Below are 26,505 nucleotides of genomic sequence, written 5' to 3' on the forward strand. Positions count from 1 at the left end.
GAGCAAGGCGGCCGAGGAGGGGAAGAGGCGGGCGCCGGCCGATGAGGGTGGAGTATCCGGTGGCCACGGCCACACCGGGCAGCGCGCCACATGTCTGTGCGCCGGGTACCCGCGGCGGCGTCCGCGCCCAGATGGATGTGCCCGGCCCGGAAGAGCGCGTGGTGCTGGCCAGGCAGCCGCGGTGCCGGCGGACCCCTGCCCGCCCGACCGCTTCAAGACGCATGGATGGCCGCGGATGGTCGCGGCGGGAAAGCGCTTGCCATAGGATGGCGTCAATCCTGCGAATGCGGAGACTTTCGGGCACCGTCCAAACCCACCAATAAACCGCCATAACTGGACCGGCCGACGGGTCGGCTTGTTGTGCTTCGTGGGCTTAGTGCAACAAACCTGCAAGTGGTACCCATTGACGAGTTTAAGTCCGCTTTCTACGTTGGCAGGAAAGCGCATTCCCACCGCAGGGAGGTCCCCACAGTGCAGGCAGCGCAGAACGGCCCCACCCGCAGAAGGGGCACGGGCACCCGGATCGCCCTGGTGGCTGGCGTCACCGCCGCGGTCACGGCGCTGGTATTCACGATCGGCTCGGCCGCGAGCGCGGCGACGCTGTTCTCGGACGACTTCGCCGACGGCAACGCCAACGGCTGGAGCACCTCGGGCGGCAGTTGGTCGGTCTCGTCCGGCGCGTACGCGCAGTCGGGCAGCAGTGCCAGCGCCAAGTCCCTGGCCGGCTCCACGTCGTGGACGACGGTCACGGTGTCCGCCACCGTACGGCCCACCGCCTTCGGCAGCGCCGGCTCGCGCGGCATCGGCATCGCCGCGCGCGTGCAGAGCACGTCGAACTTCTACGCGCTCGTGCTCACGCCCAGCTCCGTGCAGATCCGCAAGGGCGCGGGCACCACGCTCGCCTCGGCGTCGTTCTCGGCGTCCACCGGCACCTCGTACACGCTGACCCTGAGCGCGAACGGCGGCTCGCTCGTCGGCTCGGTCAACGGCAGCCAGCTCGTGTCCACATCGGACAGCTCGTACGGCAGCGGCCGCGCGGGCCTGGTCGCCAACTACACGGCCGGCGCGTTCGACAACGTGCTGGTGACGGACGCGGCCGGCCCCAGCCCGACCACGGCGCCCCCGTCGACGCCGACCACGACACCCCCACCTCGGCGCCGCCCTCGTCGCCGCCGCCCACCACGCCGCCGCCGACCACGAGCCCACCGCAGCCCGGCGGGATCGTCGGGTGGGCCACGCAGGCCGGCGGTACGACCGGTGGGGCCGGCGGCTCCACGGTGACCGTCTCCTCCTGGAACGACCTGCGCACGCAGGCGCAGGCCTCCGGCGCGCGCACGATCCTCGTCAACGGCATGCTCAGCGGCTCGGGCACGATCGAGGTCACGGCCAACAAGACGATCCGCGGCGTGGGCGCCAGCTCCGGCGTCTCCGGCACCACCCTCAACATCGAGGACATGCAGCCGGCCAACGTCATCATCCAGAACCTGAACATCCGCGGCGTGCCGGGCGGTGACGCGATCCAGATCGAGAACGCCACGCACATCTGGATCGACCACAACACGATGTCCAGCACGATCGAGGACGATGTCGACTTCTACGACGGCATGATCGACATCACCCACGCGGGCGACTACATCACCGTCTCGTGGAACATCGTCCGCGACCACTGGAAGACCTCGCTGGTCGGCCACTCCGACGGCAACGCGGGCGAGGACGAGGGGCACCTGCGGATCACGTACCACCACAACTGGTTCGACCGGACCTTCGAGCGCAGCCCGCGGGTGCGCTTCGGCGAGACGGTCCACGTGTTCAACAACTACTACACGAACGTCAACAACAACTCGGCCTCGTACGCCATCGCCTCCACAATGGACGCCGGCGTGCTGGTCGAGGGCAACGTCTTCGAGAACGTGCAGCAGGCGTGCTGGTCCGCCAGCGGCTACGCGGACTCCGACCCCGGCCGCCTCGTCGCGCGCAACAACTCGCTCACCAACTCCGGACCGTGCGAGGTCAACGGCACCGTGGCCGCCGTACCGTACGGCTACACCGCGGAGAACGTGAACACGGTCAAGGCATCCGTCACCTCCAGTGCCGGGGCGGGCAGGATCTGAACCCCGCTCCCGCGTGCGGCGGGAGTGGAGGCCGGCGACCGGCACAGCCCGGTCGCCGGCCCTCGCCTGCGCAGACGAAATGGGAGCCATCATCCGGCGGTAGGGACCTTTCGGGATTGCCCTTTGAATTGAGGAATCTCCATTAATGGATAGCGTGCGCCGGGGGCACCCCCGCCACGACGTCCAGGAGGTCAACCACATGCTCCTCAGAAGACTGTCGGCCGCGGCGCTGGGCGCCGTCATGGTCACGGCGGCGATCGCCGCCAGCGCGGTACCGGCCAACGCGGCACCACACGGGTACGCCGCGAGCGCCACCGAAGCGGACGGCGGCCCCACGCCGCTCATCGTCGGCGGGCGGCCGGCGTCGGAGAACTACTCGTTCCTGGTCTACACCGGCGGCTGCACCGGCTCGCTCATCAAGGCGAACTGGGTCGTCACCGCGCGGCACTGCCCGACGCCCTCCTCGGTGCGGATCGGCAGCGTCAACCGCACCAGCGGCGGCGTCGTGGCCAGCGTCAACGGCGCGGTCAGCCACTCCCGGGCCGACGTCAAGCTGCTGCGCCTGTCCACCTCGGTGTCGTACGCGCCGGCGCCGATCCCGACCACCTCCGGCGCCACCGGCACCGCGACCCGGATCATCGGCTGGGGCCAGACCTGCCCGACCCGGGGCTGCGGCGGAGCCCCGGTCAACGCCACCGAGCTGGACACGTCGATCGTCGCGGACAGCCGGTGCCTGGGCATCGACGGCCCGGTCGAGATCTGCACGAACAACACCAACGGCAACTCCGGCGCCTGCTACGGCGACTCCGGCGGCCCGCAGGTGCGGCTCGTGAGCGGCCGCTGGAACCTGATCGGCGCCACCAGCCGCTCCGGCAACGGCAGCGCGGTCTGCGCCACCGGCCCCTCCATCTACGGCGACCTGCCGTCGATCCGCACGTGGATCAACACGCAGGTCGGCGGCCTGCCCGCGTAGCACCGACCGGCCCCGGCGGCGGGGGAGCCTCGCGCACCCCGCCGCCGGCCACCTCGGGTTCCGTAGGGTGGCCCTGTGCGATTCGGGGTGCTGGGGCCGCTGGCCGTGTGGACCGACGCCGGTGAGCCGGTGGCGGTGCCGGGACGCAAGGTGCGGGCCCTGCTCGCCGACCTGCTGGTCCACGAGGGCCAGGCGGTACCGGTCGACCGGCTGGTCGCCGACCTCTGGGGCGACGCGGCACCGGCCGATCCCGGCGCGGCGGTGCACGTGCGCGTCTCGCAGCTGCGCCGCGCCCTCGCCGGCGCCGAGGCGGGCGGGCGCGACCTCGTCGTCTCCCAGCCGCCCGGCTACGCGCTGCGCGCCGAGCCCGACGCCGTCGACGCCGCCCGCTTCGCCTCGCTGGCCGGCCGCGCCCGCTCCGCCGCCGACCCGCGCACCCGCGCCGGGCTGCTCGCCGAGGCGCTGGAGCTGTGGCGGGGGCCGGCGCTGGCCGACTTCGCGGACGAGGAGTTCGCCGAGGCGGCCGTGGCGCGGTGGGAGGAGCAGCGGCTCGCGGCGCTGGAGTCGTACGCCGAGGCCCGGCTGGCGCTCGGCGAACACCGCGACCTGGCCGCGGACCTGGCCGAGGCGGTGGGCCGGCACCCGTACCGGGAGCGGCTGCGGGCGGCGCACATGCGCGCCCTGTACCGCGCGGGCCGGGTGCCCGAGGCGCTCGACAGCTTCCACGACCTGCGGCGGGTGCTCGCCGACGAGCTGGGGCTGGACCCCGGCCCGGAGCTCGCGGCCCTGCACCGGGCGATCCTCGCCGGCGACCCCGCGGAGGACCCGCCCACCGCGCCTTCCCGGCCGGTGCGCCCGGCCACCAACCTGCCGGCCCCGCTCACCGACCTCATCGGGCGCGAGCCGGCCGTGCGGCGCGTGCGCGAGCTGCTCGCCGCCGGCCGCCTCGTGACCCTCACCGGTCCCGGCGGAGTGGGCAAGACCAGCGTCGCCCTCGCGGTGGCCCGCGGCGTGGCCGACGCCTTCCCGGACGGCGCGTGGCTCGTCGACCTCACCACCTGGGACGGCACCGGAGACGCCGCCGAGCCGCTGCTGTCCGCGCTGTCGGTGCCGGAACCGCCGGGCGCGCCCAGGCCGGCCGCCGAGCGGCTCGCCGCCACGCTGCGCGCGCGGACGGCGCTGCTGCTGCTGGACAACTGCGAGCACGTGGTCGAGCCGGTGGCCGACCTCGTCGCGGCGCTGCTCGCCGCCGCGCCCGGCCTGCGCGTGCTGGCCACCAGCCGCGAGCCGCTGCGCCTGCGCGGCGAGACGCGGTGGGAGCTGGCGCCGCTGGAGGTGCCGGACACCGACGACCAGGCCCGGCTCGGCGCGTCGCCGGCGGTACGCCTCTTCCTGGCCCGCGCCGGCCTGGACGCGGGCCCGGCGGGATCCGCACCGAGCGGCGAAGCGAGCGCGGCAGACCCGGCGCCGGACACGGTCGCCGCCGTGGCCGAGATCTGCCGGCGCCTGGACGGCATCCCGCTCGCCCTGGAGCTCGCCGCGACCCGCGTGCCCGCGCTGGGCGTGACCGAGCTGGCGTCCCGGCTGCGGGTGCCGCGCGTCCGGTTCGGCCTGCTCGGCACGGCGCCGCGCGACGCGCCGGACCGGCAGCGCACGCTCGCCGCGGTCATCGACTGGAGCTGGCGGCTGCTGTCCGAGCCGGAGCGGGCCGTGCTGCGCCGCCTCTCCGTCCACTCCGGAGGGTGCACGCTCGCCGCGGCCGAGGCGGTGTGCGCGGGCGACGGCGTGGACGTCGGGGAGGTGCTGGACCTGGTGGCCCGGCTCGTCGACCGTTCGCTGGTCGTCCGCGCCGGCGAGGCCCGCTTCCGGCTGCTGGAGTCGGTCGCCGCGTACTGCCTGGACCGGCTGCGCGAGGCGGGGGAGGAGGCCGCGCTGCGCCGCCGCCACGCCGACCACTACCTGGCGCTGGCCGAGCGGGCCGAGGGGCGGCTGCGCGGGCCCGAGCAGCGGGAGTGGCTGGACCGGCTGGACGCCGAGGCGGCAAACCTGCGGGCCGCGGCCGAGACGTTCCGGCGGGACGGTGCCGCCGAGGCGGCGCTGCGGCTGGCCGCCGCGCTCACCTGGTACCGCATCCTGCGCGGGCGCCACACCGAGGCGCGCCGGGCCCTGACCGCGGCGCTGGCGGTGCCCGGCCCGGCCCCGGACGCGCTGCGGGCCGGCGCCGAGTGCTGGTCCGCGGGCCTCGCCCTCCGGCAGGGCGAGGCGGGCCCGGAGCTGGCGGACGAGGTGCTGAGCCGGTACGCGCGGGTGGCGGAGCCGGGCGACCGGGCGCGGGCGCAGTGGTTTCTGGCCGCGTCGGTCATCGACTTCGGCGACGAGGCGGCGACCGGGGCGATGCTCGAGGGCGCGCTCACGACGTTCCGGGCGGCGGGGGACCGGTGGGGTGAGGCCGCCGTCCTCAGCACCCGCGCGATGCTCGGTCACATGCGCGGCGACGCGGACGCGCTGGAGCGGGACGCGCGGCGCGGCGCCGACCTCTTCGGCGCGCTCGGCGACGACTGGGGCGTGCTGCAGGCCACCGACTGGTTGATCGGCCTCGCCGACATGACCGGCGACCGCGCCGAGGCCGCCCGCCTGAGCCGCTCCGGGCTGCGCATCGCCGAGGAGCTGAGGCTGTGGCCGGACGTGGCGGCGCGGCTGGGGTGGCTGGCCTGGCTCAGCGTCGAGGGGGGCGAGCTTCAGGCCGCGACGGGGTACGCCGAGCAGGCCCGCCGCCTCTCCGCCGAGCAGGGACAGCGCTCCGGCGAGGTGTTCGCCACGATCAGCCTCGCGTTCGCCGCCCGCCGCGCCGGCGACCTCGACACGGCACAGGAGCACCTGCGCTGGCTGCTCGCCGCCGCCCGGGCGCAGCAGAGCGGCGAGGCAAGCCCGCCGTACCTTCCGATGATCCTGGTCGAGCTCGGCCTGCTCGCCACCGGCCGCGGCGACGCGGCCGAGGCGCTGGCCTGGCACCGCGAGGGCTTCGAGGCCAACCGCGAGACCGGCTCGCCGCAAAGCATGGCGTGGGCGGTGTCCGGGATGGCCGGCGCGCTCGCCCTCGACGGCCGGGCCGGGCTGGCGGCCGAGCTGCTCGGCGCGGCCGGCGCCGCCCGCGCGGCCACCGACTCGCGGCTGTCCGATGTGGACGAGGCCGAGCTGGCCCGGACGGAGGCTGCCGTCCGGGCCGCGGAGCCCGACTTCGACGCCCTCTTCGCGCGCGGCGGCAAGCTCACGCTCGAACAGGCCGTGGAGCTGGCCTACTTGGGCACGTAGATGTGCACCACGATGCCCGAGCCGAAGCGGTTGATGTCGGCCAGCTTCAGGTGGGTGGTGTCGAACCCGGCGCCCTCGAAGAGGTGCTTGCCCGCGCCGACGATGACCGGGAAGTACCAGAAGTGGAACTCGTCGACCAGCCCGTGCTCCACCAGCGTGCGGTCCAGCTCGCCGGTGCCCCACTTCAGGATGTCCTTGCCGGGCTGCTCCTTCAGGCGCGCCACCTCCTCGGCCACGTCTCCCTTGAGCAGGGTGGCGTTCCAGGTGGTCTCGGTGAGCGTGCGCGAGGCCACGTACTTGGGGACGCTGTTCATGAAGTCGGCGTCCTGCCCGGTGCGGCTCGACCACGCCTCGGCGAAGCCCTCGTACGTCACGCGGCCGAGCAGCATCGCGTCCGCCGAGGTCAGCAGCTTGCCGGCGTAGCCGTTGTGGTCGTCGTCCCAGTACGGCTGGCCCCAGTGCTGCGGCTCGGCCCGGGAGGCGGTGGACGGGCGGGTGTCGTCGATGATGCCGTCCAGCGACACGAACGTGGATTCAATGAGTTTTCGCATGTCAAGAGCCTGCCCGCGGCCCCTTACGATTTCCTTCAGGTCGGCTTTCCGAGCGCCGTTGCTCCCGCGGCCTCACCCTCCGGGCTCGGTCGCGGTCACCCCGAAGAGCCAGCTCCCGCAGACCGGTCCCATGGGGTTGCCGGGAGTGGCTCTCAAGCTGGGCGCACGAATGCGCCCAGGAACCAGCGGCGCGCCGATGGACCAGCGCCGTCGGCCGCGCGCTGCCGCGGGCTACCGGCGTCGACAAAGGGGCCTACAGAGCAGATCGTGGTCGTTTGCTGCCCCTGGAGGGGCAGCAAACGTCCACGATCTCAACGGGACCCGGGGTTGAGCTCGCCCATCGCGGAGGGTGAGGCCGCGGGAGCAACGGTCCGGACCACGACGGGCGTCGCGGTAGCCCGGATCTGGTTCGGGTTGGGTCTTTGAAACGGCCACCGCACTAGCGCGGAAACTCCCGGGCGAAGCGCAGGTGGCCGGTGCCGTCGAGCAGGCCCCGGCGGGCGAGCAGGAGCGCGCCGTCGGCCGCCTGGCCGCGCGGCTTCGCCAGCCGCGCACCGGGCACCCGGCGGGTCAGCTCCTCCCGAAACGGCGCCAGGAGCAGGTCGCCGGCGTCGAAGAGGCGCCCGCCCCAGGAGAAGTCGGCCGGTAGCCCGCGCGCGGCCGCCCGCGCGGCCTCCGCCAGGTGCGTGCCGGCCCGCCGCCAGATGTCCCGCGCGACAGCGTCACCCTCGTGGGCGGCGGCCGCCACGTCGGGCGCGAAGGCGGCCAGCTCGTGCGCGGGGGAGGTCGTGCCGTAGACGGCCCGCAGCGCCGCGTCCGGGTCGCCGAAGCGGGCCAGCAGCGCCCGCCGCAGGGCCGCCGAGCCGCCGTCCCGCCCGTCCTCGCCGCGCAGCGCCGCGCGCAGGCCCTGCCGGCCGATCCACGCGCCGCTGCCCTCGTCGCCCAGCAGGTACCCCCAGCCGTCGGCCCGCTGCCACACGGTCGCGTGGTCGGTGCCGAGGGCGATGACGCCGGTACCGGCGGCGACCACGCAGCCCGGGCGGCCGCCGAGCGCGCCGAGGTGGGTGGTGAGCAGGTCACCGGCGATGATCACCGAACGGGCCGGGATGTGCCGGTGCAGGTGGTCGGCGAGCTCGGCGGGGCTGTCCAGCAGTCCGGGCATCCCGGTGAGGCCGACCGCCACCCGGTCCGCCTTGACCTCGCCCAGGCCGGCCACCAGGCCGCCGACGCGGGCGGCCACGGCGGGCGCGTCGATCCGGCCCGCCGTACGCGGCACCGGACCCCGGTCCTTGGCGCGCAGCCGCCGCCCGTCCACCACCGCCCGGACCCGGATGCCGCCCCCGCCGACGTCCACCCCGACGTACGACTCAGCGGGCATCGGCGGCGGCCATCAGGTCGAGGGCCGCCCGTACGCTGCCGGCCGCGCGCAGGCCGCGCCGGCACTCCTCGACCGGCCGGCCGGAGAGCGCGTGGAGCAGGGCCACCGGCAGGTCGCCGCCGGCGCCGGCCAGCGCGGCCGCGCACTCCCGCGGCCCGAGGCCGGTGGCCATCGCGATCACGGACGCCGCGCGGGCGTGCAGCTTCTGGTTGGTGGCGACGAGGTTGACCATCAGGTTCGAGTACGTCCGTCCCGACCGCACCATCAGCGCCGTGGAGAACGCGTTGACCAGCGCCTTGGTGGCCGTCCCGGCCTTGAGGCGGGTCGAGCCGGTGATCGCCTCCGGCCCGGTGTCCGCCTCGACCGCTATGTCCACTGTGGAGGCGAGCGGGCCGCCGGGTGCGCAGGCGATCAGCACGGTCAGGGCGCCCGCCTCGCGGGCCCGGGCGAGCGCGCCCGCGACGTACCGCGTGGTGCCGGACGCCGTGATGCCGATCGCGACGTCCCGCTCGCCGAGCTCGCCGGCGTCGCCGTACCCGGCGGCCTCCGCGTCCTCGTAGTCCAGCGCGGAGTCGGCGAACGCCGCCGGTCCGCCGGGAAAGTGCGGCGTGAAGAGCCCGGGCGGGGCGTCGAAGGTCGGCGTCGCCTCGGTCGCGTCGAGCACGGCCAGCCGGCCGGAGGCGCCGGCACCGAAGTAGTGCACCCGGCCGCCGCGCGCGACGCGCTCCAGTGTCCGCTCCACCGCCTCGGCGAGGGCCGGCGCCGCCGACCGGGCCGCCTCGATGCCGGCGGCGTCCTCGGTGAGCAGTGCCTCGATCACCTGGCCGGCGGGCCAGCGGTCGATGTCGGTGGTGCGCGGGTTGCGCGCCTCGGTCGAAGGGGGCACGGTTTTCCTTTCGGTCATCGCAGCGCCCGGAACTCGGCGCCGTACCGGTGGAGGACGTCGCGGGCGGCCGTCCGGACGTCGGTGCCGGGCGGGCCGTCCGCCGGGCCCCGCGCGATGAAGCGCTCGGCAAGCTGGCGCAGGTCGGCGTCGAGCGCGGCCTGCGCGGCGGCGTGCCCGTCCGGGGTGAGCGGGAGGTGGCGCAGCCACAGCTCCCACCGGCGCTTGTGATAGCCGCCGACGAGCCCGCTCCAGATCCGTGCCGAGTAGTCGTGCAGCGCCGGGTTGTCCGCCGTGTTCCACGCGGTCAGGATGCGGCGGGCGTTGTCCTCCGCCGGCCCGCCCCACCGCCGCGCGGCGCTCACCCAGGTCGAGAGGCGCAGCTCGGGCCGGGTCGCCACCAGCGCGTCGAGGTCGTCGAAGGCGAGCAGGAACGCCTCGGCCGCGGCCGGGTCCCGCCGGCCGGCGCGGGCGGCGGCCACCACGTCGAGGTACCGGTGGTCGATGACGCGCAGCAGCAGGGCGGCGGTGGCGAGCGCCAGGTCGTTGCCGGCCGGCCCGGACGCGGGCGCCTCCAGCAGCGCCGCGCAGGCCTCGGTCAGGTCCTCCGGGCGGTAGAAGAGCGCCGCCCGCACCTGCGCGTCGAGGTCGAGCGCGCGGCCGTAGTCGGGCCGGGTGACGGCCACCGAGATGAACCGCTCCGGGAAGATCGACCGGGCGTCGCCGTCCAGCACCGAGCGGCGCAGCGCCTGCCACGCCCGGTCCGTCGCGGGGTCCGCGGTGCCGTACCGCTCCCGCCCGTACCCCCTCGTCCACGCCTCGACCCCGGCGGGCGCGGCCCGCCACGCGCGGTCGGCGACCAGCGCGAAGAACGCGGGGTTGTTGTGGATCGCCTCCATCGTGAGGCCGAGCCCGATCGGCGGGCGCGGCGCGGCGAGCGCGGCTTCGAGGCGGCGGTCGGTGGCGGCGAGGTCGGCCACCGGCTCGGTGCGGCCGCCGAAGTTGAGCAGTCCGTTCCAGATCCAGGGGCGGCCGGCGAACCCGTCGAGGCGCTCCCACTGCGGGTCGGCCTCGCCCCACAGGTCCAGCAGGAGCACGGCCTCGCGCGGCACCCGGTCGAGGAACGCGGCGATCCGCTCCCGGGTCCAGTAGTCGCTCTGGTACGAGAACGGCCAGGACTGGAGCACCCAGGTGGCGTAGGGGTCGGCCGCCCGCAGCCCCTCGACGATCGCGGTGGCGACGGCCGCCGGGTAGCCGGCGTCGCCGTCGGTGTCGGCCGGGATCATCTCGATGAACGGGTCGGCGGCGTAGAGGTCGTCGGTGCCGAGCAGGTCGCGCTGCGCGGTGACGACCTCGGTGGCGAGCCGGTGGAAGAGCGGGTCGTCGGGGGCGACGACGGCCGTCTCCATGCCCTGCCACAGGCGGGTGCGGGCGCCGGGCGGGGCGAGCCGCCGCGGCACGTGCCCGGTGAACGCGGGCAGCACCGGCGTCATCCCGAACGCGCGCTGCCGCTGCAGGATGCGGCGGCCGAGGTCGAGGTGCAGCCCGATCCACCCGTCGGGCAGCGGCCCGGCGAAGCTGTCGAGGCAGCCCATGTAGACCCAGGGCAGGTAGCCGGGGCCGCCGAGGAACTCGCGGGTCTGCGCCTCGCTCATGCCGAGCCGCCCGAACGCCCGCGCGAGCACCGCCTCGTGGCCGACCAGGCTCAGCGGCATCGTCACGCCGTGCAGGGCCATCCAGTCGATCTCCCGCTCCCAGTCGGCCCAGTCCCAGTACGCCGTCGTGTAGCCGAACGTGCAGAAGTTGAGGTAGTAGAACTCGGCCACCCGGGCCTTGCCGGTGACCGTCGCCGAGCCGGCCTCCGCCAGCCCGAGGGGGAGGTCGGAGTCCCAGCTCACCCGGATCCCGTGCGCCTCGCGCATGTAGGCGTGGATGGCGACGCACGCCGAGACGGCGTCGCTGGCGGCGACCCGCACGCGGCCGCCGGCGGCGGTGACCGAGTAGGCCCTCGGCCCGGGCAGCGGGCCCAGGTCGAGCGGCACGTCGCCGCCGGTCACGCGGGCCCAGAGTCCCTGCACGGTCGGTGCCCACGTCGGTGGCATGCGGTCACTCCATTACTTCCGTACGGTGCGTAAGTATGTTAGCGTACGGCATCGCCGGAGGGGAGACGCGGTGGAGCGCAACGTAGCTGTCGGGACGAAGTTCATGCTCGAGGTCAACGCCTCGGCGATCCTCACGCGCCTGCGTTCCGCCGGCCGCGCGAGCGTCTCCGCCCTCGCCAAGGACGCCGGGCTCTCCCGGCAGGCGGTCTCCCGCTCGCTGGCCGTGCTGGAGGCGATGGGGCTGATCGAGATGTCCGCCCCCGACCGGGCGGCCGCGGCTGCCGGCCGGCCACCGCAGATGGTCCGGTTCCGTGCCGAGGCCGGTCACGTGCTCGGCCTCGACGTGCAGCCCGGCCACGTGCGCGGCGTGGTCGCCGACCTGGCCGGCACGGTGACCACCGAGGCCACCGGCCCGCTGCGCCGGGACGGTGCGGCCGCACTGGCCGGCTCCCTCGCCGCGGCCGTGCGCGACCTGCTCGACCGCGCCGGCCTCGACCCGTCCGACGTGTGGCACGTGTCGGCGTCCGCGCCCGGCATCGTCAACCCGGTCACCGGCCACGTCGCGCTCAGCGTGAGCATGCCCGAGGCGGTCGGCGACGCCATCCTCGCCGGCGTGCGCGCCGCCGTCGACGCCCCGCTCTACGTGGACAACGACATCAAGCTCGCCACCCGCGGCGAGCGCTGGCGCGGCGCGCCCCACGTGGAGGACTCGCTGGTCTTCATCGACTGGGGCGAGCGGATCGGCGCCGGCATCGAGCTGCGCGGCGAGCTCTACCGCGGCGCCTCCAACGACGCCGGCGACCTCGGCTACCTCGACCTGCTGGCGCCGCAGAGCGAGGCGGGCGGCGACGGCGACCTCGGCCCGTTCGAGCGCTGGGCCGGCACGCGCGAGCTGCTGCGCCTGGCCGGAGCCGGGACGATCGCCGAGCTCACCGCCACGCCCGCCGGGCTGGCCGCCATCCAGACCGTCGCCCGCCGCTTCGCCAAGGGCATCGCCGCCATCCGGGCGCTCCTCGACCCCGAGGTGATCGTCATCGGCGGCGACATCGCACAACTGGGTCCGGTGCTGCTCGACGCCCTCGTCGACGCGCTCCGGGCGGAGAAACTCAACCAGCCCCGGCTGGAGATCTCCACGCTCGGCGCGGACGCGATCGTCCAGGGCGCCATCCGCCACTCACTGTCCTGGGTGGAGCGCGAGCGGTTCGACGCCTCCGCCATCCGCAAGGAGACATAGATGCGCACCAAGTCAATCGCGGCCGCCGCCGCACTCCTGCTGGCGCTCGCCGGCTGCGCGGAGTCCGGCGGCGGCACACCCGCCGCGCCGAGCGACGTGTCCAAGGACCTCACGACCGAGCCGGTCACGCTCACGCTGGCGTACACGGACGACCCGCCCACCCAGGCGCTCATCGACGCGTTCCAGGCCAAGCACCCCAACATCACGATCAAGGGGCAGCAGACGCCGTTCTCCGACTACGTGAAGTCCATCAAGCTCTCGATGGCCTCCTCCACGCCGCCGGACATCGCCGAGTACAACCCGGGCGCCATGCGCTCGCTCGTGCCGGCCGGGCTCATCTACGACCTCGCGCCCTACGAGAAGCTGTACGGCTGGGGCGACGGCTTCCCCGCCTCCAGCCTCGAGGTGCTCCGGTCCAACAAGGAGGCCAAGGAGTACGGCACGGGCGGCCTCTACGCGGTGCCCGGCGCGCTGTCGGTGCTCGGCGTGTACTACAACAAGTCCCTCGCGAAGTCGCCGCCGCCGGCCACGCTCGCCGAGTTCGAGCAGCAGGTCGCCGCGGTGAAGAAGAGCGGCACCACCCCGTTCAGCCTGGGCGGCCTGCAGGTCGGCGGCTTCCAGCTGTGGAACGCGTTCTACAACGTGCTCGGCGACGAGGGACAGTACCGGGACTGGGTGTACGGCAAGCCCGGCGCCACGATCGAGACCGACGGGGCGAAGCAGGCGGCGCAGAAGATCGTCGACTGGGCCGCCGCCGGCTACGTCCCGCCGTCCGCCAACGCGACCGCGGACAGCGACGCGCAGGCCAACTTCACGGCCGGCAAGAGCGCGTACCTGATCACCGGCAACTGGGCCGCCGCCGCGATCGGCGAGGCCATGGGCGACAACGTCGGCTTCTTCCTGCTGCCGCAGGTCGCCGCCGGCGACGCGGCCGTGGCGTCCGGCGCGAGCGTCGCGTACTCCATCTCGTCGAAGACCAAGCACCCGAACGAGGCCGCGGCGTTCCTGGACTTCATGCGCTCGCCGGAGGCGGCGAAGGTCCAGTTCGACACCGGCTTCATGCCGGTCAACAACGACGCCGCGATCACGGCGACCGGGCTGCGCGCCGACATCGCCGGCGAGTTCAAGAAGGTGGTGGACGCGGACGGCATCGTCCCGTTCCCGGACTTCGCCTCGCCGAACATGATCGACCGGCTCACCGCGGGCGTGCAGGGCCTGCTCAGCAAGCAGACCACCCCGAGGAGTTCCTCGCGTCGTTGCAGGAGTCGTGGACGCAATACCATGGCTGACCTTCGCACCGCCCCTCGCACCGTCGCCCGGCCGGAGCGGACCGTGATCCGCCCCGGCCGGACGGCCGCGAGAAGGACCCGCCGGCGGCTCGTCGCGCTCGCCTACATCGCGCCCGCCGCGGCGGTGTACCTGGCGTTCGCGATCTGGCCGGCGATCCACACGGTGTGGCTCTCGTTCCTGCACTGGGACGGCATCCTGCCGGCCACCTGGGCCGGGCTGGACAACTACGCCGACGTCTTCACCGACCCCACGCTCGGACCCGCGCTGTGGCACGCGATCGTGCTGATCCTCTTCTTCGCGGTCATCCCGTGCGGGTTCGGCCTGCTGATGACGGCGCTGCTGCAGGGCGGGGTGCGCGGCATGACCGCGTACCGGGTCATCTTCTTCCTGCCCCAGGTGCTGCCGCTCGTCGCGGTCGGCATCACCTGGCGCTGGCTGTACAACGAGGACGGCCTGGTCAACCACGGCCTGCGCGCCGTCGGCCTGGACGGCGTCACCCGCGCCTGGCTCGGCGACTACGACTTCGCGCTCGTCGCGCTCGGCCTGATCGGCACCTGGGCGATGAGCGGGCTGTGCATGGTGCTCTTCCTCGCCGGCGTGCAGAAGGTGGACGTCTCGCTCTACGAGGCGGTCGCCCTCGACGGCGGCGGCCCCGTCCGCAAGTTCTTCACGGTCACGCTGCCGGCCCTCCGCGGCGAGATCACCATCGCGAGCGTCATCACCACGATCGCCGCGCTGGCCAGCTTCGACCTCGTCTTCGTGACCACCAACGGCGGCCCGGCCAACCAGACGACAGTGCCCGGCCTGCTGGTGTACCGGCTGGCCTTCAACGAGAGCGACATCGGCCGGGCGAGCGCCCTGGCGGTCGTCCTCACCCTCGTCGTGATCGTCTTCGTCACCGCGATCCGCCTCGTCACCCGGGAGAAGGCGTGAACACCGCACGCGCCCTGACCGTCGGTCGCCACCTGGTCCTCATCCTGATGGCGACCGCGGTCCTGCTGCCGTTCGTGAGCATCGTGCTCGCCGCCCTGCACCCCTCCGGCGCACAGATCTCCGGCCTCAGCATCCCCACCGAGTGGTCGTGGGCCAACTTCGCGGACGCCTGGCGCGAGGCCAACTTCACCCGGCTCGTGCTCTCCAGCGTGATCATCGCGGTGGGCGTCGTGCCGCTCGCGCTCGTGCTCGCCACCCTCGCCGCGTACTCGCTGGCCACCCTCGACCCGCCGGGCGGGCGGTCGATGTCGGTGGCGTTCGTGCTGGGCCTGACGCTGCCCATCGAGCTCGTCGTGGTCGCCCTCTACTTCGACCTGCAGCAGGTCGGGCTCACCAACTCGTACCTGGGCGTGATCCTCGCCGAGGCGGCGCTGTTCATGCCGTTCGGCGTCTACTGGATGCAGAACCACTTCGCGTCGCTGCCGGCCGAGCTGCTCGAGGCGGCCCGCGTGGACGGGGCGCGCAGCTTCACGATCCTGCTGCGGGTGCTGCTGCCGATCTCCTGGCCGGCGATCACCACGCTGGGCCTGCTGTACTTCATGTGGTCGTGGAACCAGTTCCTGCTGGTGATCGTGCTGATGCAGAACCCCGACCTGCGCACCGCCCCGTCCGGCCTGGGCTTCTTCGTCGGCCAGTACTCCACGAACATCCCGCTGCTCTCCGCCGCCAGCCTGATCGTCATCGGCCCGATCGTGCTGCTGTACCTCGTCTTCCAGCGCAACTTCGTCAGCGGCCTGACCCAGGGAGCGATCAAAGGCTGACCGCCCGCCGGTACGGTAAACCCCGCGCCGCCGCCCGGTGTCCTGGTGTGTGACGAGGCAGGGGAGGGCTGGATGCGGGATGTGCGCGGCGCGGAGTTCGACGACTTCGTGCGCACCAGGTCGGACGCCCTGCTGCGGACGGCGTACCTGCTGACCGGCGACCGCCACGCGGCCGAGGACCTGGTCCAGGAGGTGCTGGAGCAGGTGTTCGTGCGGTGGCGCCGGATCCGGTCGACTCCCGAGGCGTACGCGCGCCGGGCCCTGGTCAACCGCGCCGCCAACCGCTGGCGCCGGCGCGCCCGCCGTCCCGAGCAGGCGCTGGGCGAGTTCGACCCGCCGGCGGCCGACCACGCCGGTGACGTCGCGCTGCGCGAGGCGGTCGTCGCTGCCCTGCGCGACGTGCCGTACCGCCAGCGCGCCGCCGTGGTGCTGCGCTACCTGCAGGACCTCTCGGTCGCGGAGACCGCGGCCGCGCTGGACTGCTCCGAGGGCACGGTGAAGAGCCACACGTTCCGGGCGCTGGCCAGGCTCCGTGACGCGCTCGCCGACTCCGGCGTCGCGGTGCCCGTTTCCGACGAACCGCGGAGGACGCGATGACCCTCTCCGAGCGCGAGGTGCGCGCCGCCCTGCTGCGCGCGACCGACCACCTCGCCGCCCCGCCCCACCTGCTCGACGACGTGCGCCGCGGCGGGCAGCGGCGGGTGTGGCGGCGCCGCGCGGTACTCACCAGCGGGCTCGCCGTCGTCGCCGCGGCCTCGGCCGGCGCGGTGCTGCGCCCCCGGGGCGGCGCGGAGCCGGAGCCGCTGGAGCCGGGCTCGCCGCTGTTCGCCGAGCCGACCCGCGGGGACCGCGCCGGCGACGGGGCGTACCTGCGCGAGGTGCGGCGCCAGTGGCTCGCGATGGACGACCCGCTGCCGGGGATGCGCGGCGAGCCGCACGTGTGGTGGGCGGGCGACACCCCGGCCGGACCGGCCGCGTTCGTCGCCCAGCGCGGCGGCACGGGCGCGGCGGTCGGGTGGATCGAGCCGACGGCCGGCGGGCCGAGGGTCGCGACCGTCACGCCGGTCAACCGCCCGGACAGCCTGGAAGGGGTACCCCAGGCGATCCTGCTCGGCCCCGACCGCGACGTGCTGCTCGTGCTGGACTTCGGCTGGCCGGTCGAGTTCTCACCCTCGCTCGGGTACTCCGCGGACGGGAAGGTCGTGCGCACCTTCGAGCCGTTCGCCTTCACGGGCGGAGCCGGGTGGCGCCTGGTCGGCCGGCAGGTCTCGGACCTGACGGTGGCGCTGCGCCGGGTGTGGCCGGTCGCGCCCGACCAGGTCTACATCACCAACGCCACGGTGGTGCTCTACCCGGAGCCGGGCGACGTACGGGTGCCGGAGCAGCTCGACTACGTGCTGCCCGGTGCCGAGCGGCTGTGGGCGGAGCGGGAGCGCGCGTTCGCGCACGGCGGTGCCGCGCTCGACCCGTACCAGGACAGCTACGGCACCCACGGCGAAAACCCCGACCTGCCGAACGTGACCGTCTACGGCCGGACGCCGGACGGGCGGCGGCTCCTGGCGCTGACCCTCCAGCTCGACGACGACCCGGCCCGCGTCGTCGTCCTGGCCGCCCGGGGTGGGACGGACTACGAGGTGGTGGCGGGCGGCTTCGTGAACTGGCGGTCGGCGCTGCCGGTGTCGCTGCGGCTCGCCGGGGGGCTGGGCACGCTCGCCGTCGCGCCCGGCTCCGCCCTCCACTACCGCGCCGCCGGCGAGCCCGGCCTGCGCCCGGCGGGGCGCGACGCGGCGCTGCTCCCGCCCACGGCCGTCGAGGTGCGCGTCACCCCGCGCACGGGCGCGGCGGCCGACGTGCCGCTGCGTTAGGACGGCAGCCCCGGGTTGCGCGGGGGCACCGGCGTGGACACGATGAACGAGCTGATCGTCTGTCCATGGAGGAGGAACTGGTCGAGGACCCCCTCCAGGGACTCGATCGCCGGTACGTGCACCTTGAGCAGGAAGCAGTCCTCGCCGGAGATGCGGTGGCACTCGCTGACCTCGGGCGTGCGCCGGGCCAGCTCGGCGATCTTCGGCAGCTGCCCCGGGCCGGGACGGATGCGTACCCACGCGGAGACCGGCAGGCCGACCGCGGCGGGGTCGATGTCCAGCCGGTACCCGCGGATCACGCCCGCCTCCTCCAGGCGGGCGACGCGCTCGCGGACCGCCGGCGCGGACATGCCGACCCGCCGGGCGAGCTGCGCGGCGCTGGCCCGCGGGTCCTCCTGGAGGGCGTCGAGCAGCCGCCGGTTGGTCTCGTCGAGCAGCGACTTTCCCTCCGGAAGGCCAGATGGCGGCCGGGCCGCGCGGATGCTCATCGAATCGCCCCCTCGTCCTTCGAAAGCGCATGGTCGCAGGCGCCCACGCTTTCGAGGATAGGTGCATGTCACGGTCGGCTGCCCGCGTGCCGCCGCACGCCTACTTCGCGGTCAGTGCGGTGTTCCACTACCTGGGGCCGGCGTTCGCGGTGCTGCTCTTCGCCCGCGTCGACGCGCTCGGTGTCGCCTGGCTGCGGATCGCCTCGGCCGCGGCGGTGTTCGCGCTGTGGCGCCGACCGTGGCGGCTGTGGTCGGGGCTGGACCGCCCGACCCGGCGGCTGCTCGCCGGGTGGGCGGCGGTGCTGGCGCTGATGAACAGCGTCTTCTACCTCGCGCTGGAACGGCTGCCGCTCGGCACCGTCGCCGCGATCGAGTTCCTGCCGGTGATCGTGCTCGCCGCCTTCGCCGCCCGCACCCGGCGCAACGTCGCCGCCCTGCTGTGCGCGGTCGGCGGCGTGTACCTGCTCACCGACGTGCGCCTGGTGTCCGAGCCGCTCGGCATCGCGCTCGCCGCCGCCAACGCGGTGCTGTTCGCCGCGTACATCGTGCTGGGTCACCGCGTCGCCCGTGCCGGCACCGTGCCGGGCATCGACGGCCTGGCGCTGGCGATGCTGATCGCCGCCGTGGTCGCGCTGCCCATCGGCGGGGCGGCGGCCGCGCCCGCCTTCACCGATCCGGTCGCGCTGGCCGCGGGTGCCGGCGTGGGCATCACCTCGTCGGTGGTGCCGTACGTGGCGGACCAGCTCGCGATGGCCCGGCTGGCGCGCGCCACGTACGCCCTCATGGTGTGCCTGCTGCCGGCCACCGCGACCGTCATCGGCGTGGTCGTGCTGGCCCAGGTCCCGACGGCGCTGGAGGTCGCCGGCGTCCTGCTCGTCGTCGCCGGTGTCGCCGTCCACTCTCCGCCGGCGACACCCGAAGGCGCTCAGCCTCCATCCGGCCCGTCCGCCGGACGGGCCGGAGCCGGCGCCTCGCGGGGTGAGCTGGGCCAGCGCGGAGGGTGAGGCCGCGGGAGCAACGGTCCGGACCACGACGGGCGTCGCGGTAGCCCTGATCTGCTTCGGGTTGGACCTTTGAAGGCCGCCCCCCTTTCGCCGCCGGGGGCGCGGCCGTTATCGGGACCAGGCGTCCTCGGTGACCAGGGCGCCCTCCTCGACGTCGAGGTCCTTCGTGAGGGCGAACGCGGCGGCCGCCTCGGGCATGCCGGGCGCGGCCTCGAGCGCGGCGCGCAGAGCGTCGTCGCTGTCCCACCGCCACATGTCCATCCAGGTCCGCGCGTCGACCCGGAGCAGCCGGGCCTCGTCCGGGCCGCCGCACCGGGAGCGGATCGCGTCCAGCAGGACGGCACGCCGCTCCAGCAGCGCCTCGGCGTTGGACGGCTCCACGACGTACCGGGTGGTTCGGATGATCGTCATTGTGTCGCACCTTCCTAGAGTCGGTTTCTAGAGTCTAACTCTAGTGTTAGAGTGCGGCCATGCGGTCCGTCACCAGCACCGGGAAAAAGGGCGAGAGGTCACGCGAGACCCGCCGCCGGATCGCGCAGGCGGCGCGCGACCTCTTCGTCGCCCAGGGGTACGGGGCCACGACGCTGCAGAGCGTTGCCGACCGCGCGGGCGTGGCGGTGCAGACGATCTACTTCACGTTCGGCAACAAGCCCTCGCTGCTCAAAGAGGTCGTCGACACGACGATCGCCGGCGACGACGAGCCGGTCCCGACGATGGAGCGGCCGTGGTTCGTCGACGCGCTGGCGACGCGGACCGCCGGCGCGCACCTGCGCGCCCACGTGCACGGCAGCAGCCAGGTGCTGCGGCGGGTGGCGCCGATCATGGATGTCCTGCGCGCCGCCGGCGAGCAGGACCCGACCGTCGCGCAGATGTGGCCGCGCGACGCGGACCCGCGCCTCGTGGTGCAGACCGCCGCCGCCCGCAGCCTCGTCGCCAAGCCGGGCGCCCGCGCCGGCCTCACCGCCGAGCACGCGGCCGACGTGCTGTTCGGCCTGCTGAGCCCCGAGCTGTACCTGCTGTTCGTCCGCGACCGCGGCTGGACCCACGACCAGTGGGAGACCTGGGTCCACGACACCCTCGAAGGCCAGCTCTGCGGCTAGGCGCCGATCGCCTCGCCAGTGCGGTGACCACTAACGTTTCCGGGTCCGCCCGCTGCGCGGGCGGACCCGGAAACCCTGCGCCTTGCAGGGCCTGGTTCGCCGGGGAACCCGGCGAACCATGGTGGTCGCCGCACTAGGCCGGTTTGCAGCGGATCGCCTCCACCGTCCCGCGCAGGGTGCACGGGCCGGCGGCGTGGGGCACGAGCACCGTGTCGCCGGCGCGGACGGCCAGCGGCGGCCCCTGCGCAGGCGCCAGCGTGCCCGACCCGGCCGTCACCACCACCACGGAGAAGGCCGCCTCGAGCGCGCTGGTCGGGTCCGGGCGCAGCCGCTCGGCCGCGAAGAACGGGTCGGCCAGGTCCGGGAAGAGGCGGCGCACGCCGGGCCGGTCCGAGGCGCGCGTGCCGCGCAGGCCGTCGAGGCGCTCGGGCGTCCAGCCCTGCCGGTCCACACAGGACAGCGCGAGGTCGTGGCCGAGGCCGAGGTGGCCGCCCTCCGGGCCGTCGGTGAAGCCCTTCCACTCCAGCAGCAGCGAGAAGTCGGTCGGCTCCTGCACCTCGACGAGGAAGACGCCCTCGCCGATCGCGTGCGGCACCCCGGCGGGGCAGACGACCGCGTCGCCGGCCCGTACCGGCACCTGGTTGGTGGCCGCGAGCATCTCGCCGATCCGCTGGTCGGCGACCCAGCCGGCGAGCTCACCCGCCGGCACGTCCCGGGCGAACCCGAGGTGCACGACCGCGTCCGGCGCCGCCTCGACGATCACCCACGCCTCGCTCTTGCCGTACGGCGACGCGAGGTGGTCACGGGCGAAGCGGCGGTCGGGGTGGACGTGCAGGGGCAGGCGCTGCCCGGCGTCGAGCAGCTTGACCAGGATGGTCGGGTCGGCGCCGTGTGCCGCCACGTGCGCCGGGCCCAGCCACCACTCGGGCCGCGCCGCGATCGCGTCCGCGACCGGCTCCCCGCCCGGCAGCGTCGACAGGCCCACCGGTGCCTGCCCGAAACGGCTGGTCGTCGACGCGATCCAGTCTTCCGGGTAGTGCGGGTCGTCGGGCGCGGCGATGCCCCGGAAGCGGTGGATGCGGCCGGCGCCGCGGTAGAACGAGCGCGGCGTGTTGGCCGGCAGCGGCGTGAGTGCCATGACGGCCAACCGTACTGCGCGCAACCTGGGCACGGGCCATCTCGTACAGGAGGGTGAGGCAGCCGACCGAAGGTAGCGTGATGCGGGGTCCCGAGCACGACGAGAGCTTCGTCCGGTTCGTCCGTGAGTGCGGTCCCCAGCTGTACCGGGTCGCGTACCTGCTCACCGGCCAGACCGCCACCGCCGAGGACCTGTACCAGGCGGCGCTGACCCGCTCGTACGTGGCGTGGCGGCGGGTGCGCGAGCAGGACGCGTACCGGTACGTGCGGCGGGTCCTGGTCAACCTGCACACCGACTGGTGGCGGGCGCCGCGGACCTGGCGGGAGCGTACGGTGTCCGCCCCGCCCGAGCGCGCCGGCCTGGACGACCCGGCCGCCGCGGTGGTGCACCGCGACCAGATCGGCCGGGCGCTGCAGCGGCTGACCCGGCGGGAGCGGGCGGCCGTGGTGCTGCGGTACTTCGCCGACCTCAGCGAGCACGACACCGCACAGGAGCTGGGCGTCAGCGTGGGCACGGTGAAGAGCACCACCGCCCGCGCGCTGGCGAAGCTGCGGCTGTCACCGGACCTGACCGAACCGTCCGAAGAGGAGTTGAGTGGCCATGCGTGACATCGCGGACCTGGGGCGGGCGATGGCGAGGGAGACCGCCGACCTGGCGCCCCGGGCCAGCGCCGAGGAGATCCTGCGCGGCGGCCGGCGCCGCGCCCACCGGCGGACCGTCGCGGCCGCGGCCGGTGCCACGGTGATGGCCGTGGCGCTGCCGGTCGCCGTCCTGTCGACGGGCGGCGGCGACGGGGACAGCATGCCGGTGGGCGGCTCCCCGCCACCCACGCCGACACCCTCCGTCGAGCTGCTGGACGTGACGCCGGCCGGCCCGGTACCCGACCCCACCCTGCTGACGCCGGGGCCGACCAGGACTCCGCTGGACCCGAGCGTCGGCTGCCCCACCGACGCGCAGAACGCCCAGGTCGTCGGCGACAGCATCTGGACCGGCGCCACCAACTCCGCCGGCAAGGAGCTCATGGTGCGGTTTGTCCGCGACGACGAGGCGGACCCGGCGAAGGCCGGTTTCGCGGTCGGTCTCGGCGACCGGGTCACCGGCCAGGTGGAGAGCCTCGGCTGCTCGTTCATGTTCGCGCTGCCGCCGGCGGCCGAGGGCTACCCGGCCATCTCCGCCGAGTTCGACGGGCCGGTCTTCCCCGGTCCGGACGCCACCACGACGATCGTCGGCTCGTTCATCGGCCCGGTCGACCGGATCACCGCGACGTACGACGGCACGCCGCTGACCGTCGGGTGGAAGCGGTGGAGCGCGCACCCGGAGCTGGTCGTCTACTGGATCACCGGCGTCCCGGCCGGCGCCGACGTCAACCCGCGCGACGCCGCGCATCCGCTGATCAAGATCTACGACGCGGCCGGCAAGGTCATCGGGCCGCCGGCGGAGTAGGGCAACGGGGGCCTGATCCGGGGGCGGGCCGAGGCCCGCCCCGGTGGGTTGGTCAGATGCGGGCGCCCAGGTTCGGGTACGTGGTCGGCTGCAGGAAGGTGGACGAGCGGATGCCGCCGTCCGCGTTGCGCGGGCCGGTCAGCGTCGAGAAGTTGGTACTGGCCAGGTCGGCCGCGCTCCAGGAGCTCTTGATGTTCCACGAGTTGCCGGTGTGGGTGGAGCTGCCGAGGGAGACGCCGGCTCCGTTGGCGACCGCGAGGTTGCCGGTCAGCCGCGACGTCGAGTTGGCGAACTTGAAGCCGCCGTCCCCGTTGCGCCAGGCGCTGTTGCGGTCGACGGTGATCGTGCCGGGGTTGCCGTTGTCGATGAAGCCACCCACCGCGTTGTCGAAGGCGAAGCTGTTGCGGATGGTGTGGTTGGCCGGCGGGTCGGGGTCGCCGCCGCCCATCTTGAAGCCGTTGCCGTCGCCGACGTAGTCCGGCAGGCTCCACCGGTTGACGCCGTTGCCCCACGCGGCCGAGCCCTCGATCAGGATCGGCGAGGTGAAGAGCCAGGCGTCGAAGCCGTCGTCGGAGTTGTTCCACAGGCGGGCGCCGCGCACCACGTTGCCGGTGCCGGAGCCCTCCTTGATGGCCAGGCCGTCGGCGCTCTCGCCGTTCTTGCGCGGGTCGCGGTTGCCGTACGAGTCGAGGTTGAGCACCTGGTTGTTGCTGGACGCGCTCTGGATCTGCAGCCCCGACTCGTAGTTGTCGCGGGTCACGAGGCGGTCGAAGACGTTGTTGTTGCAGTCCCGGCAGAAGATCGCGTACGGCCCGTGGACGATCTCCAGGCCGCGGAAGCGCCAGTAGTCCGCCTCGATGTGCAGCACGCCGCGCTCCAGGTTGGGGATGCTGCCGTTGAGCGGCGCCGGGGTGTGCGGCAGGTTTTCGCCGTCGAGGACGACCCGCTCGCCGTTGTAGTTCGTGACGGTGTAGGGGTTGGCGGCCGTGCCGTCCTTCATGACGCGCACGTTGGTGCTGAACTGGTACGTGCCGCCGCGCAGCGCGATCGTGGTGCCCGGCGTCGCCAACTCGACCGCGCGGGCCAGGCTCGCCAGCGGCGCGGCGAGCGTGCCGGCGTTGGAGTCGTTCCCGTTCGGCGCGACGATCAGAGAGTTGGCGGGCGGGGGAGCGGTCGTGGGCGGCGGCGTCGTGGGCGGGGGAGCGGTCGTGGGCGGGGCGCTGGTCGGTGCCTGCGAGGTCGGCGGCGGCGTGGTCGGATCGACCTGGCCGTTGCACACCGTGCCGTTGAGCGTGAAGCTCGCCGGCACCGGGTTGGACGCGTTGTTCCAGGTCCCGTTGAAGCCGCCGCTGACCGTGCCGCCGGTGGGGATCGACGCGGTGTAGTCGGCGTTGCGGGCGGTCACGGTGCCGCTGGCCGGGTTCGCGGTGAAGCCCCACGACTGCGTGACCGTCTGGCCGGCGGTGAAGGTCCAGGTCAGCGTCCAGCCGTTGACGGGAGCGCCGTAGTTCGTGATGGCGATGCTGGCGCCGAACCCGCCGGACCACGATGACCCGATCGCGTACGTGACCTGGCAGCCCGTCGCCGCCTGCGCCGACACCGCCGTCACGAGTGCCGCGCCGGCGCTGGCCGCCGCTATCGTGGCCGCGGCGGCCGCCCGCCAGGCTCTGCCGGTCCGGTGCTGTGCCATTGCTCTGACCTCCTGTGGATGTGGTCCAACCGCACAGGTAGACGCCCCGGGTATGCCGCGGATAACCGAAATCCGATTAAAATCATCGATGGGTAGCGGCGGCGCGCTCCCACGGTTCTGTCCAGCTGAGTCTGTCCGGCTGCGCGAGGAGCGATCCCATGCCGTCATCCGTGTCCCGCCGCGCGCTGCTGCGCGCCGGCGGCGCCGTCGTCGTCACCACCGGCGTCACCGGCTTCGCGCCGGCCGCGCTGGCCGCCCCGCTCGTCACCGCCGACCTGGTCGTCTACGGCGCCACATCGGGTGGCCTCGTCGCGGCGGTCCAGGCGCGGCGGATGGGTCGCACCGCGCTCGTGCTGGAGGCGTCACCGCACCTCGGCGGCCTCAGTACCGGCGGCCTCGGCCAGACCGACAGCGGCACCGCGGCGTCGATCAAGGGGATCGCGGGCGAGTTCTACCGGCGGATCTACGCCAAGTACAACGGCACCGCCGTGACGCCGACCTCGCCGACCCGGATGACGTTCGAGCCGCACGTGGCGCGCGCGGTCTTCGACGACCTGCTCGCCGAGGCGGGAGTGCCGGTCTACCTCGGGGTTCGGCTGGCGTCGGTGACCAGGTCGGCCAACCGGATCGTCGAGGTCGCCGCCGACAACGGGCAGGCGTTCCGCGGCGCGATGTGGATCGACGCGTCCTACGAGGGCGACCTCATGCACCTCGCGGGCGTGACCTGGACCGTCGGGCGGGAGAGCAACGCGACCTACGGCGAGACGATCAACGGGGTGCAGCTGCGCGGCGGCCACCAGTTCACGCTGCCGGTCTCGCCCTACGTGGTGGACGGCAACCCGGCGAGCGGCCTGCTCCCCGGCGTCTCCGCGGTGCCGCTCGCGCCGGCCGGGTCCGGCGACGACCTCATCCAGGCCTACAACTACCGGATGTGCCTGACCCAGGCCGCGGGCCGCATCCCGTTCCCGCGCCCGGCCGGCTACGACCCGATCCGGTACGAGCTGCTGCTGCGCCACATCCAGGCGGGCGCGACCGGGCCGTTCTTCACCACGCACGGCGTGGGCGGCGGCAAGACCGACTCCAACAACAACGGCGCGTTCTCGACCGACTTCATCGGCGCCAACTACTCCTACCCCACCGCCTCGTACGCCGCGCGGGACAGCATCGCGGCCGCGCACACCACGTACCAGCAAGGGTTGATGTGGTTTCTGGCGAACGACCCCCGCGTGCCCGCCGCGATCCGCGCCTCGACCGCGTCGTGGGGCCTCGCCCCGGACGAGTTCACGGCGACCGGCGGGTGGCCGCCGCAGCTCTACGTGCGCGAGGCGCGGCGCATGCGCGCGGCGTACGTGATGACCGAGCGCGACTGCCGGGGCCAGGCGGTGGCGAGCGACCCGGTGGGGCTGGCCAGCTACACGATGGACTCGCACAACTGCCAGCGCGTCGTGGTCTCCGGCCTGGTGCGCAACGAGGGCGACGTGCAGGTCGGCGTCCCCGCGCCGTACGGGATCAGCTTCCGCGCGATCGTGCCGCAGGAGGCGCAGTGCGCCAACCTCGCCGTGCCGGTGTGCCTGTCGGCCAGCCACATCGCGTACGGCTCGATCCGCATGGAGCCGGTATTCATGATCCTCGGGCAGTCGGCGGCGACCGCGGCGGTCCTGGCGCTCGCGGCTGGCTCGGCGGTGCAGCAGGTGCCGTACCCGACGCTGCGCGCCCGCCTGCTCGCCGACGGCCAGCTGCTGCAGTGGCCGCCGCCGCCCGGACCCGGCGAGATCGTCGTGGACAGCCGCGACGCCGGCGTGACGAGGGCCGGCACGTGGGTGGCGAGCACGTCGGTCGGCGGATACTGGGGGCCGGACTACGAGCACGACGGCAACACCGCCAAGGGCGTCAACCGGCTGCGCTTTCGGCCGACGCTGCCGTCCGCCGGCACGTACCAGGTCTATCTACGATGGACGGCCGACCCGAACCGCGCCAGCAACGTCCCGGTCGACATCGTCCACAGTGGCGGGACCACCAACCGGGTGGTCAACCAGCGGTCGAGCGGCGGCCAGTGGGTCGCGATGGGCTCGTACACGTTCGCCGCGGGCACGGCGGGCAGCCTGCTGATCCGCACCGAGGGCACGGACGGGTACGTGGTCGCGGACGCCGCGCGGTGGCTGCTCAGCCCGTGACGGCCCGCATCCGAT

Annotated in this window: 22 protein-coding genes; 14 read left to right on the forward strand and 8 right to left on the reverse strand. The window is 74.1% G+C overall.

Annotation, left to right across the window (positions count from 1 at the left end):
* Positions 1-471 precede the first annotated feature (471 nt).
* The 4 genes from Phou_RS32700 to Phou_RS32715 all read left to right on the forward strand — a co-directional run bounded on the left by Phou_RS32700 (position 472) and on the right by Phou_RS32715 (position 6,396).
* Positions 472-1,281: a hypothetical protein gene (locus Phou_RS32700; RefSeq protein WP_173063316.1), complete on the forward strand. Its 810-nt coding sequence runs from the start codon at positions 472-474 to the stop codon at positions 1,279-1,281.
* On the forward strand, positions 1,278-2,111 hold the full coding sequence (locus Phou_RS32705; protein ID WP_173063319.1) for a pectate lyase family protein: 834 nt from the start codon (positions 1,278-1,280) through the stop codon (positions 2,109-2,111). Before Phou_RS32700 ends, Phou_RS32705 begins: the two co-directional genes overlap by 4 nt.
* Positions 2,112-2,256: 145 nt before the next feature.
* Complete coding sequence (locus tag Phou_RS32710; protein WP_173063321.1) at positions 2,257-3,084, forward strand: S1 family peptidase; 828 nt, start codon at positions 2,257-2,259, stop codon at positions 3,082-3,084.
* Positions 3,085-3,159: 75 nt separating this feature from the next.
* Positions 3,160-6,396 carry an ATP-binding protein gene (locus Phou_RS32715; protein WP_173063322.1) on the forward strand — a complete coding sequence of 1,079 codons (3,237 nt, stop codon included), beginning with the start codon at positions 3,160-3,162 and terminating at the stop codon, positions 6,394-6,396.
* Here Phou_RS32715 and Phou_RS32720 read toward each other — a convergent pair.
* From Phou_RS32720 to Phou_RS32735, 4 genes are all read right to left on the reverse strand, one after another.
* Positions 6,381-6,947 carry a dihydrofolate reductase family protein gene (locus tag Phou_RS32720; RefSeq protein ID WP_173063323.1) on the reverse strand — a complete coding sequence of 189 codons (567 nt, stop codon included), beginning with the start codon at positions 6,945-6,947 and terminating at the stop codon, positions 6,381-6,383. The two genes, Phou_RS32715 and Phou_RS32720, sit on opposite strands and share 16 nt — an antisense overlap.
* 439 nt (positions 6,948-7,386) lie before the next feature.
* The gene (locus tag Phou_RS32725) at positions 7,387-8,325 is read right to left on the reverse strand and encodes an N-acetylglucosamine kinase (RefSeq protein WP_218579302.1); all 939 of its coding nucleotides are present in this window, start codon (positions 8,323-8,325) and stop codon (positions 7,387-7,389) included.
* Positions 8,315-9,229 carry an N-acetylmuramic acid 6-phosphate etherase gene (locus Phou_RS32730; RefSeq protein ID WP_173063324.1) on the reverse strand — a complete coding sequence of 305 codons (915 nt, stop codon included), beginning with the start codon at positions 9,227-9,229 and terminating at the stop codon, positions 8,315-8,317. Before Phou_RS32730 ends, Phou_RS32725 begins: the two co-directional genes overlap by 11 nt.
* On the reverse strand, positions 9,226-11,310 hold the full coding sequence (locus Phou_RS32735) for an alpha-N-acetylglucosaminidase (protein ID WP_173063325.1): 2,085 nt from the start codon (positions 11,308-11,310) through the stop codon (positions 9,226-9,228). Before Phou_RS32735 ends, Phou_RS32730 begins: the two co-directional genes overlap by 4 nt.
* Before the next feature lie 70 nt (positions 11,311-11,380).
* On the opposite strand from Phou_RS32735, the gene Phou_RS32740 reads away from it, so the two are divergent.
* From Phou_RS32740 to Phou_RS32765, 5 genes are all read left to right on the forward strand, one after another.
* Positions 11,381-12,544 carry an ROK family transcriptional regulator gene (locus Phou_RS32740; protein ID WP_218579303.1) on the forward strand — a complete coding sequence of 388 codons (1,164 nt, stop codon included), beginning with the start codon at positions 11,381-11,383 and terminating at the stop codon, positions 12,542-12,544.
* Positions 12,545-14,767 (forward strand): extracellular solute-binding protein, encoded by a 2,223-nt coding sequence (locus Phou_RS51450; protein WP_218579304.1) that lies wholly within the window; start codon positions 12,545-12,547, stop codon positions 14,765-14,767.
* Entirely contained in the window at positions 14,764-15,588 is an 825-nt protein-coding gene (locus Phou_RS32755) for a carbohydrate ABC transporter permease (protein WP_246274009.1), read from the forward strand. Before Phou_RS51450 ends, Phou_RS32755 begins: the two co-directional genes overlap by 4 nt.
* 72 nt (positions 15,589-15,660) lie before the next feature.
* A complete protein-coding gene (locus Phou_RS32760; RefSeq protein WP_173063329.1) occupies positions 15,661-16,185 on the forward strand; it encodes a SigE family RNA polymerase sigma factor in 525 nt (174 codons plus the stop codon).
* A complete protein-coding gene (locus tag Phou_RS32765; RefSeq protein ID WP_173063330.1) occupies positions 16,182-17,453 on the forward strand; it encodes a hypothetical protein in 1,272 nt (423 codons plus the stop codon). The genes Phou_RS32760 and Phou_RS32765 overlap by 4 nt, the downstream gene beginning before the upstream one ends.
* Here Phou_RS32765 and Phou_RS32770 read toward each other — a convergent pair.
* On the reverse strand, positions 17,450-17,941 hold the full coding sequence (locus Phou_RS32770) for an Lrp/AsnC family transcriptional regulator (protein ID WP_173063331.1): 492 nt from the start codon (positions 17,939-17,941) through the stop codon (positions 17,450-17,452). The two genes, Phou_RS32765 and Phou_RS32770, sit on opposite strands and share 4 nt — an antisense overlap.
* A gap of 65 nt (positions 17,942-18,006) precedes the next feature.
* On the opposite strand from Phou_RS32770, the gene Phou_RS32775 reads away from it, so the two are divergent.
* Positions 18,007-18,945 carry an EamA family transporter gene (locus tag Phou_RS32775; RefSeq protein ID WP_173063332.1) on the forward strand — a complete coding sequence of 313 codons (939 nt, stop codon included), beginning with the start codon at positions 18,007-18,009 and terminating at the stop codon, positions 18,943-18,945.
* 108 nt (positions 18,946-19,053) lie between these two features.
* Here the strand turns inward: Phou_RS32775 and Phou_RS32780 are convergent, their stop codons facing one another.
* A complete protein-coding gene (locus Phou_RS32780; protein ID WP_173063333.1) occupies positions 19,054-19,356 on the reverse strand; it encodes a hypothetical protein in 303 nt (100 codons plus the stop codon).
* A 59-nt stretch (positions 19,357-19,415) separates the two neighbouring features.
* Here Phou_RS32780 and Phou_RS32785 point away from each other — a divergent pair, with 59 nt between their 5' ends.
* Complete coding sequence (locus Phou_RS32785; protein ID WP_173063334.1) at positions 19,416-20,045, forward strand: TetR/AcrR family transcriptional regulator; 630 nt, start codon at positions 19,416-19,418, stop codon at positions 20,043-20,045.
* 133 nt (positions 20,046-20,178) lie between these two features.
* Here the strand turns inward: Phou_RS32785 and Phou_RS32790 are convergent, their stop codons facing one another.
* Positions 20,179-21,183, reverse strand: coding sequence for a class I mannose-6-phosphate isomerase (locus Phou_RS32790; RefSeq protein WP_173063335.1), 1,005 nt, complete (start codon positions 21,181-21,183; stop codon positions 20,179-20,181).
* 80 nt (positions 21,184-21,263) lie between these two features.
* Here Phou_RS32790 and Phou_RS32795 point away from each other — a divergent pair, with 80 nt between their 5' ends.
* Entirely contained in the window at positions 21,264-21,791 is a 528-nt protein-coding gene (locus Phou_RS32795; protein ID WP_173063336.1) for a SigE family RNA polymerase sigma factor, read from the forward strand.
* The gene (locus Phou_RS32800) at positions 21,784-22,626 is read left to right on the forward strand and encodes a hypothetical protein (RefSeq protein ID WP_173063339.1); all 843 of its coding nucleotides are present in this window, start codon (positions 21,784-21,786) and stop codon (positions 22,624-22,626) included. The genes Phou_RS32795 and Phou_RS32800 overlap by 8 nt, the downstream gene beginning before the upstream one ends.
* Positions 22,627-22,678: 52 nt before the next feature.
* On the opposite strand, the gene Phou_RS32805 is transcribed toward Phou_RS32800, so the two are convergent.
* On the reverse strand, positions 22,679-24,316 hold the full coding sequence (locus Phou_RS32805) for a cellulose-binding domain-containing protein (protein ID WP_173063342.1): 1,638 nt from the start codon (positions 24,314-24,316) through the stop codon (positions 22,679-22,681).
* A gap of 158 nt (positions 24,317-24,474) precedes the next feature.
* Between Phou_RS32805 and Phou_RS32810 the strand changes: the two genes are divergently transcribed.
* Positions 24,475-26,490: an FAD-dependent oxidoreductase gene (locus Phou_RS32810; protein ID WP_173063343.1), complete on the forward strand. Its 2,016-nt coding sequence runs from the start codon at positions 24,475-24,477 to the stop codon at positions 26,488-26,490.
* Positions 26,491-26,505 lie beyond the last annotated feature (15 nt).

Origin of the sequence: Phytohabitans houttuyneae, from assembly GCF_011764425.1 — a bacterium.
Classification (GTDB): Bacteria; Actinomycetota; Actinomycetes; order Mycobacteriales; family Micromonosporaceae; genus Phytohabitans; species Phytohabitans houttuyneae.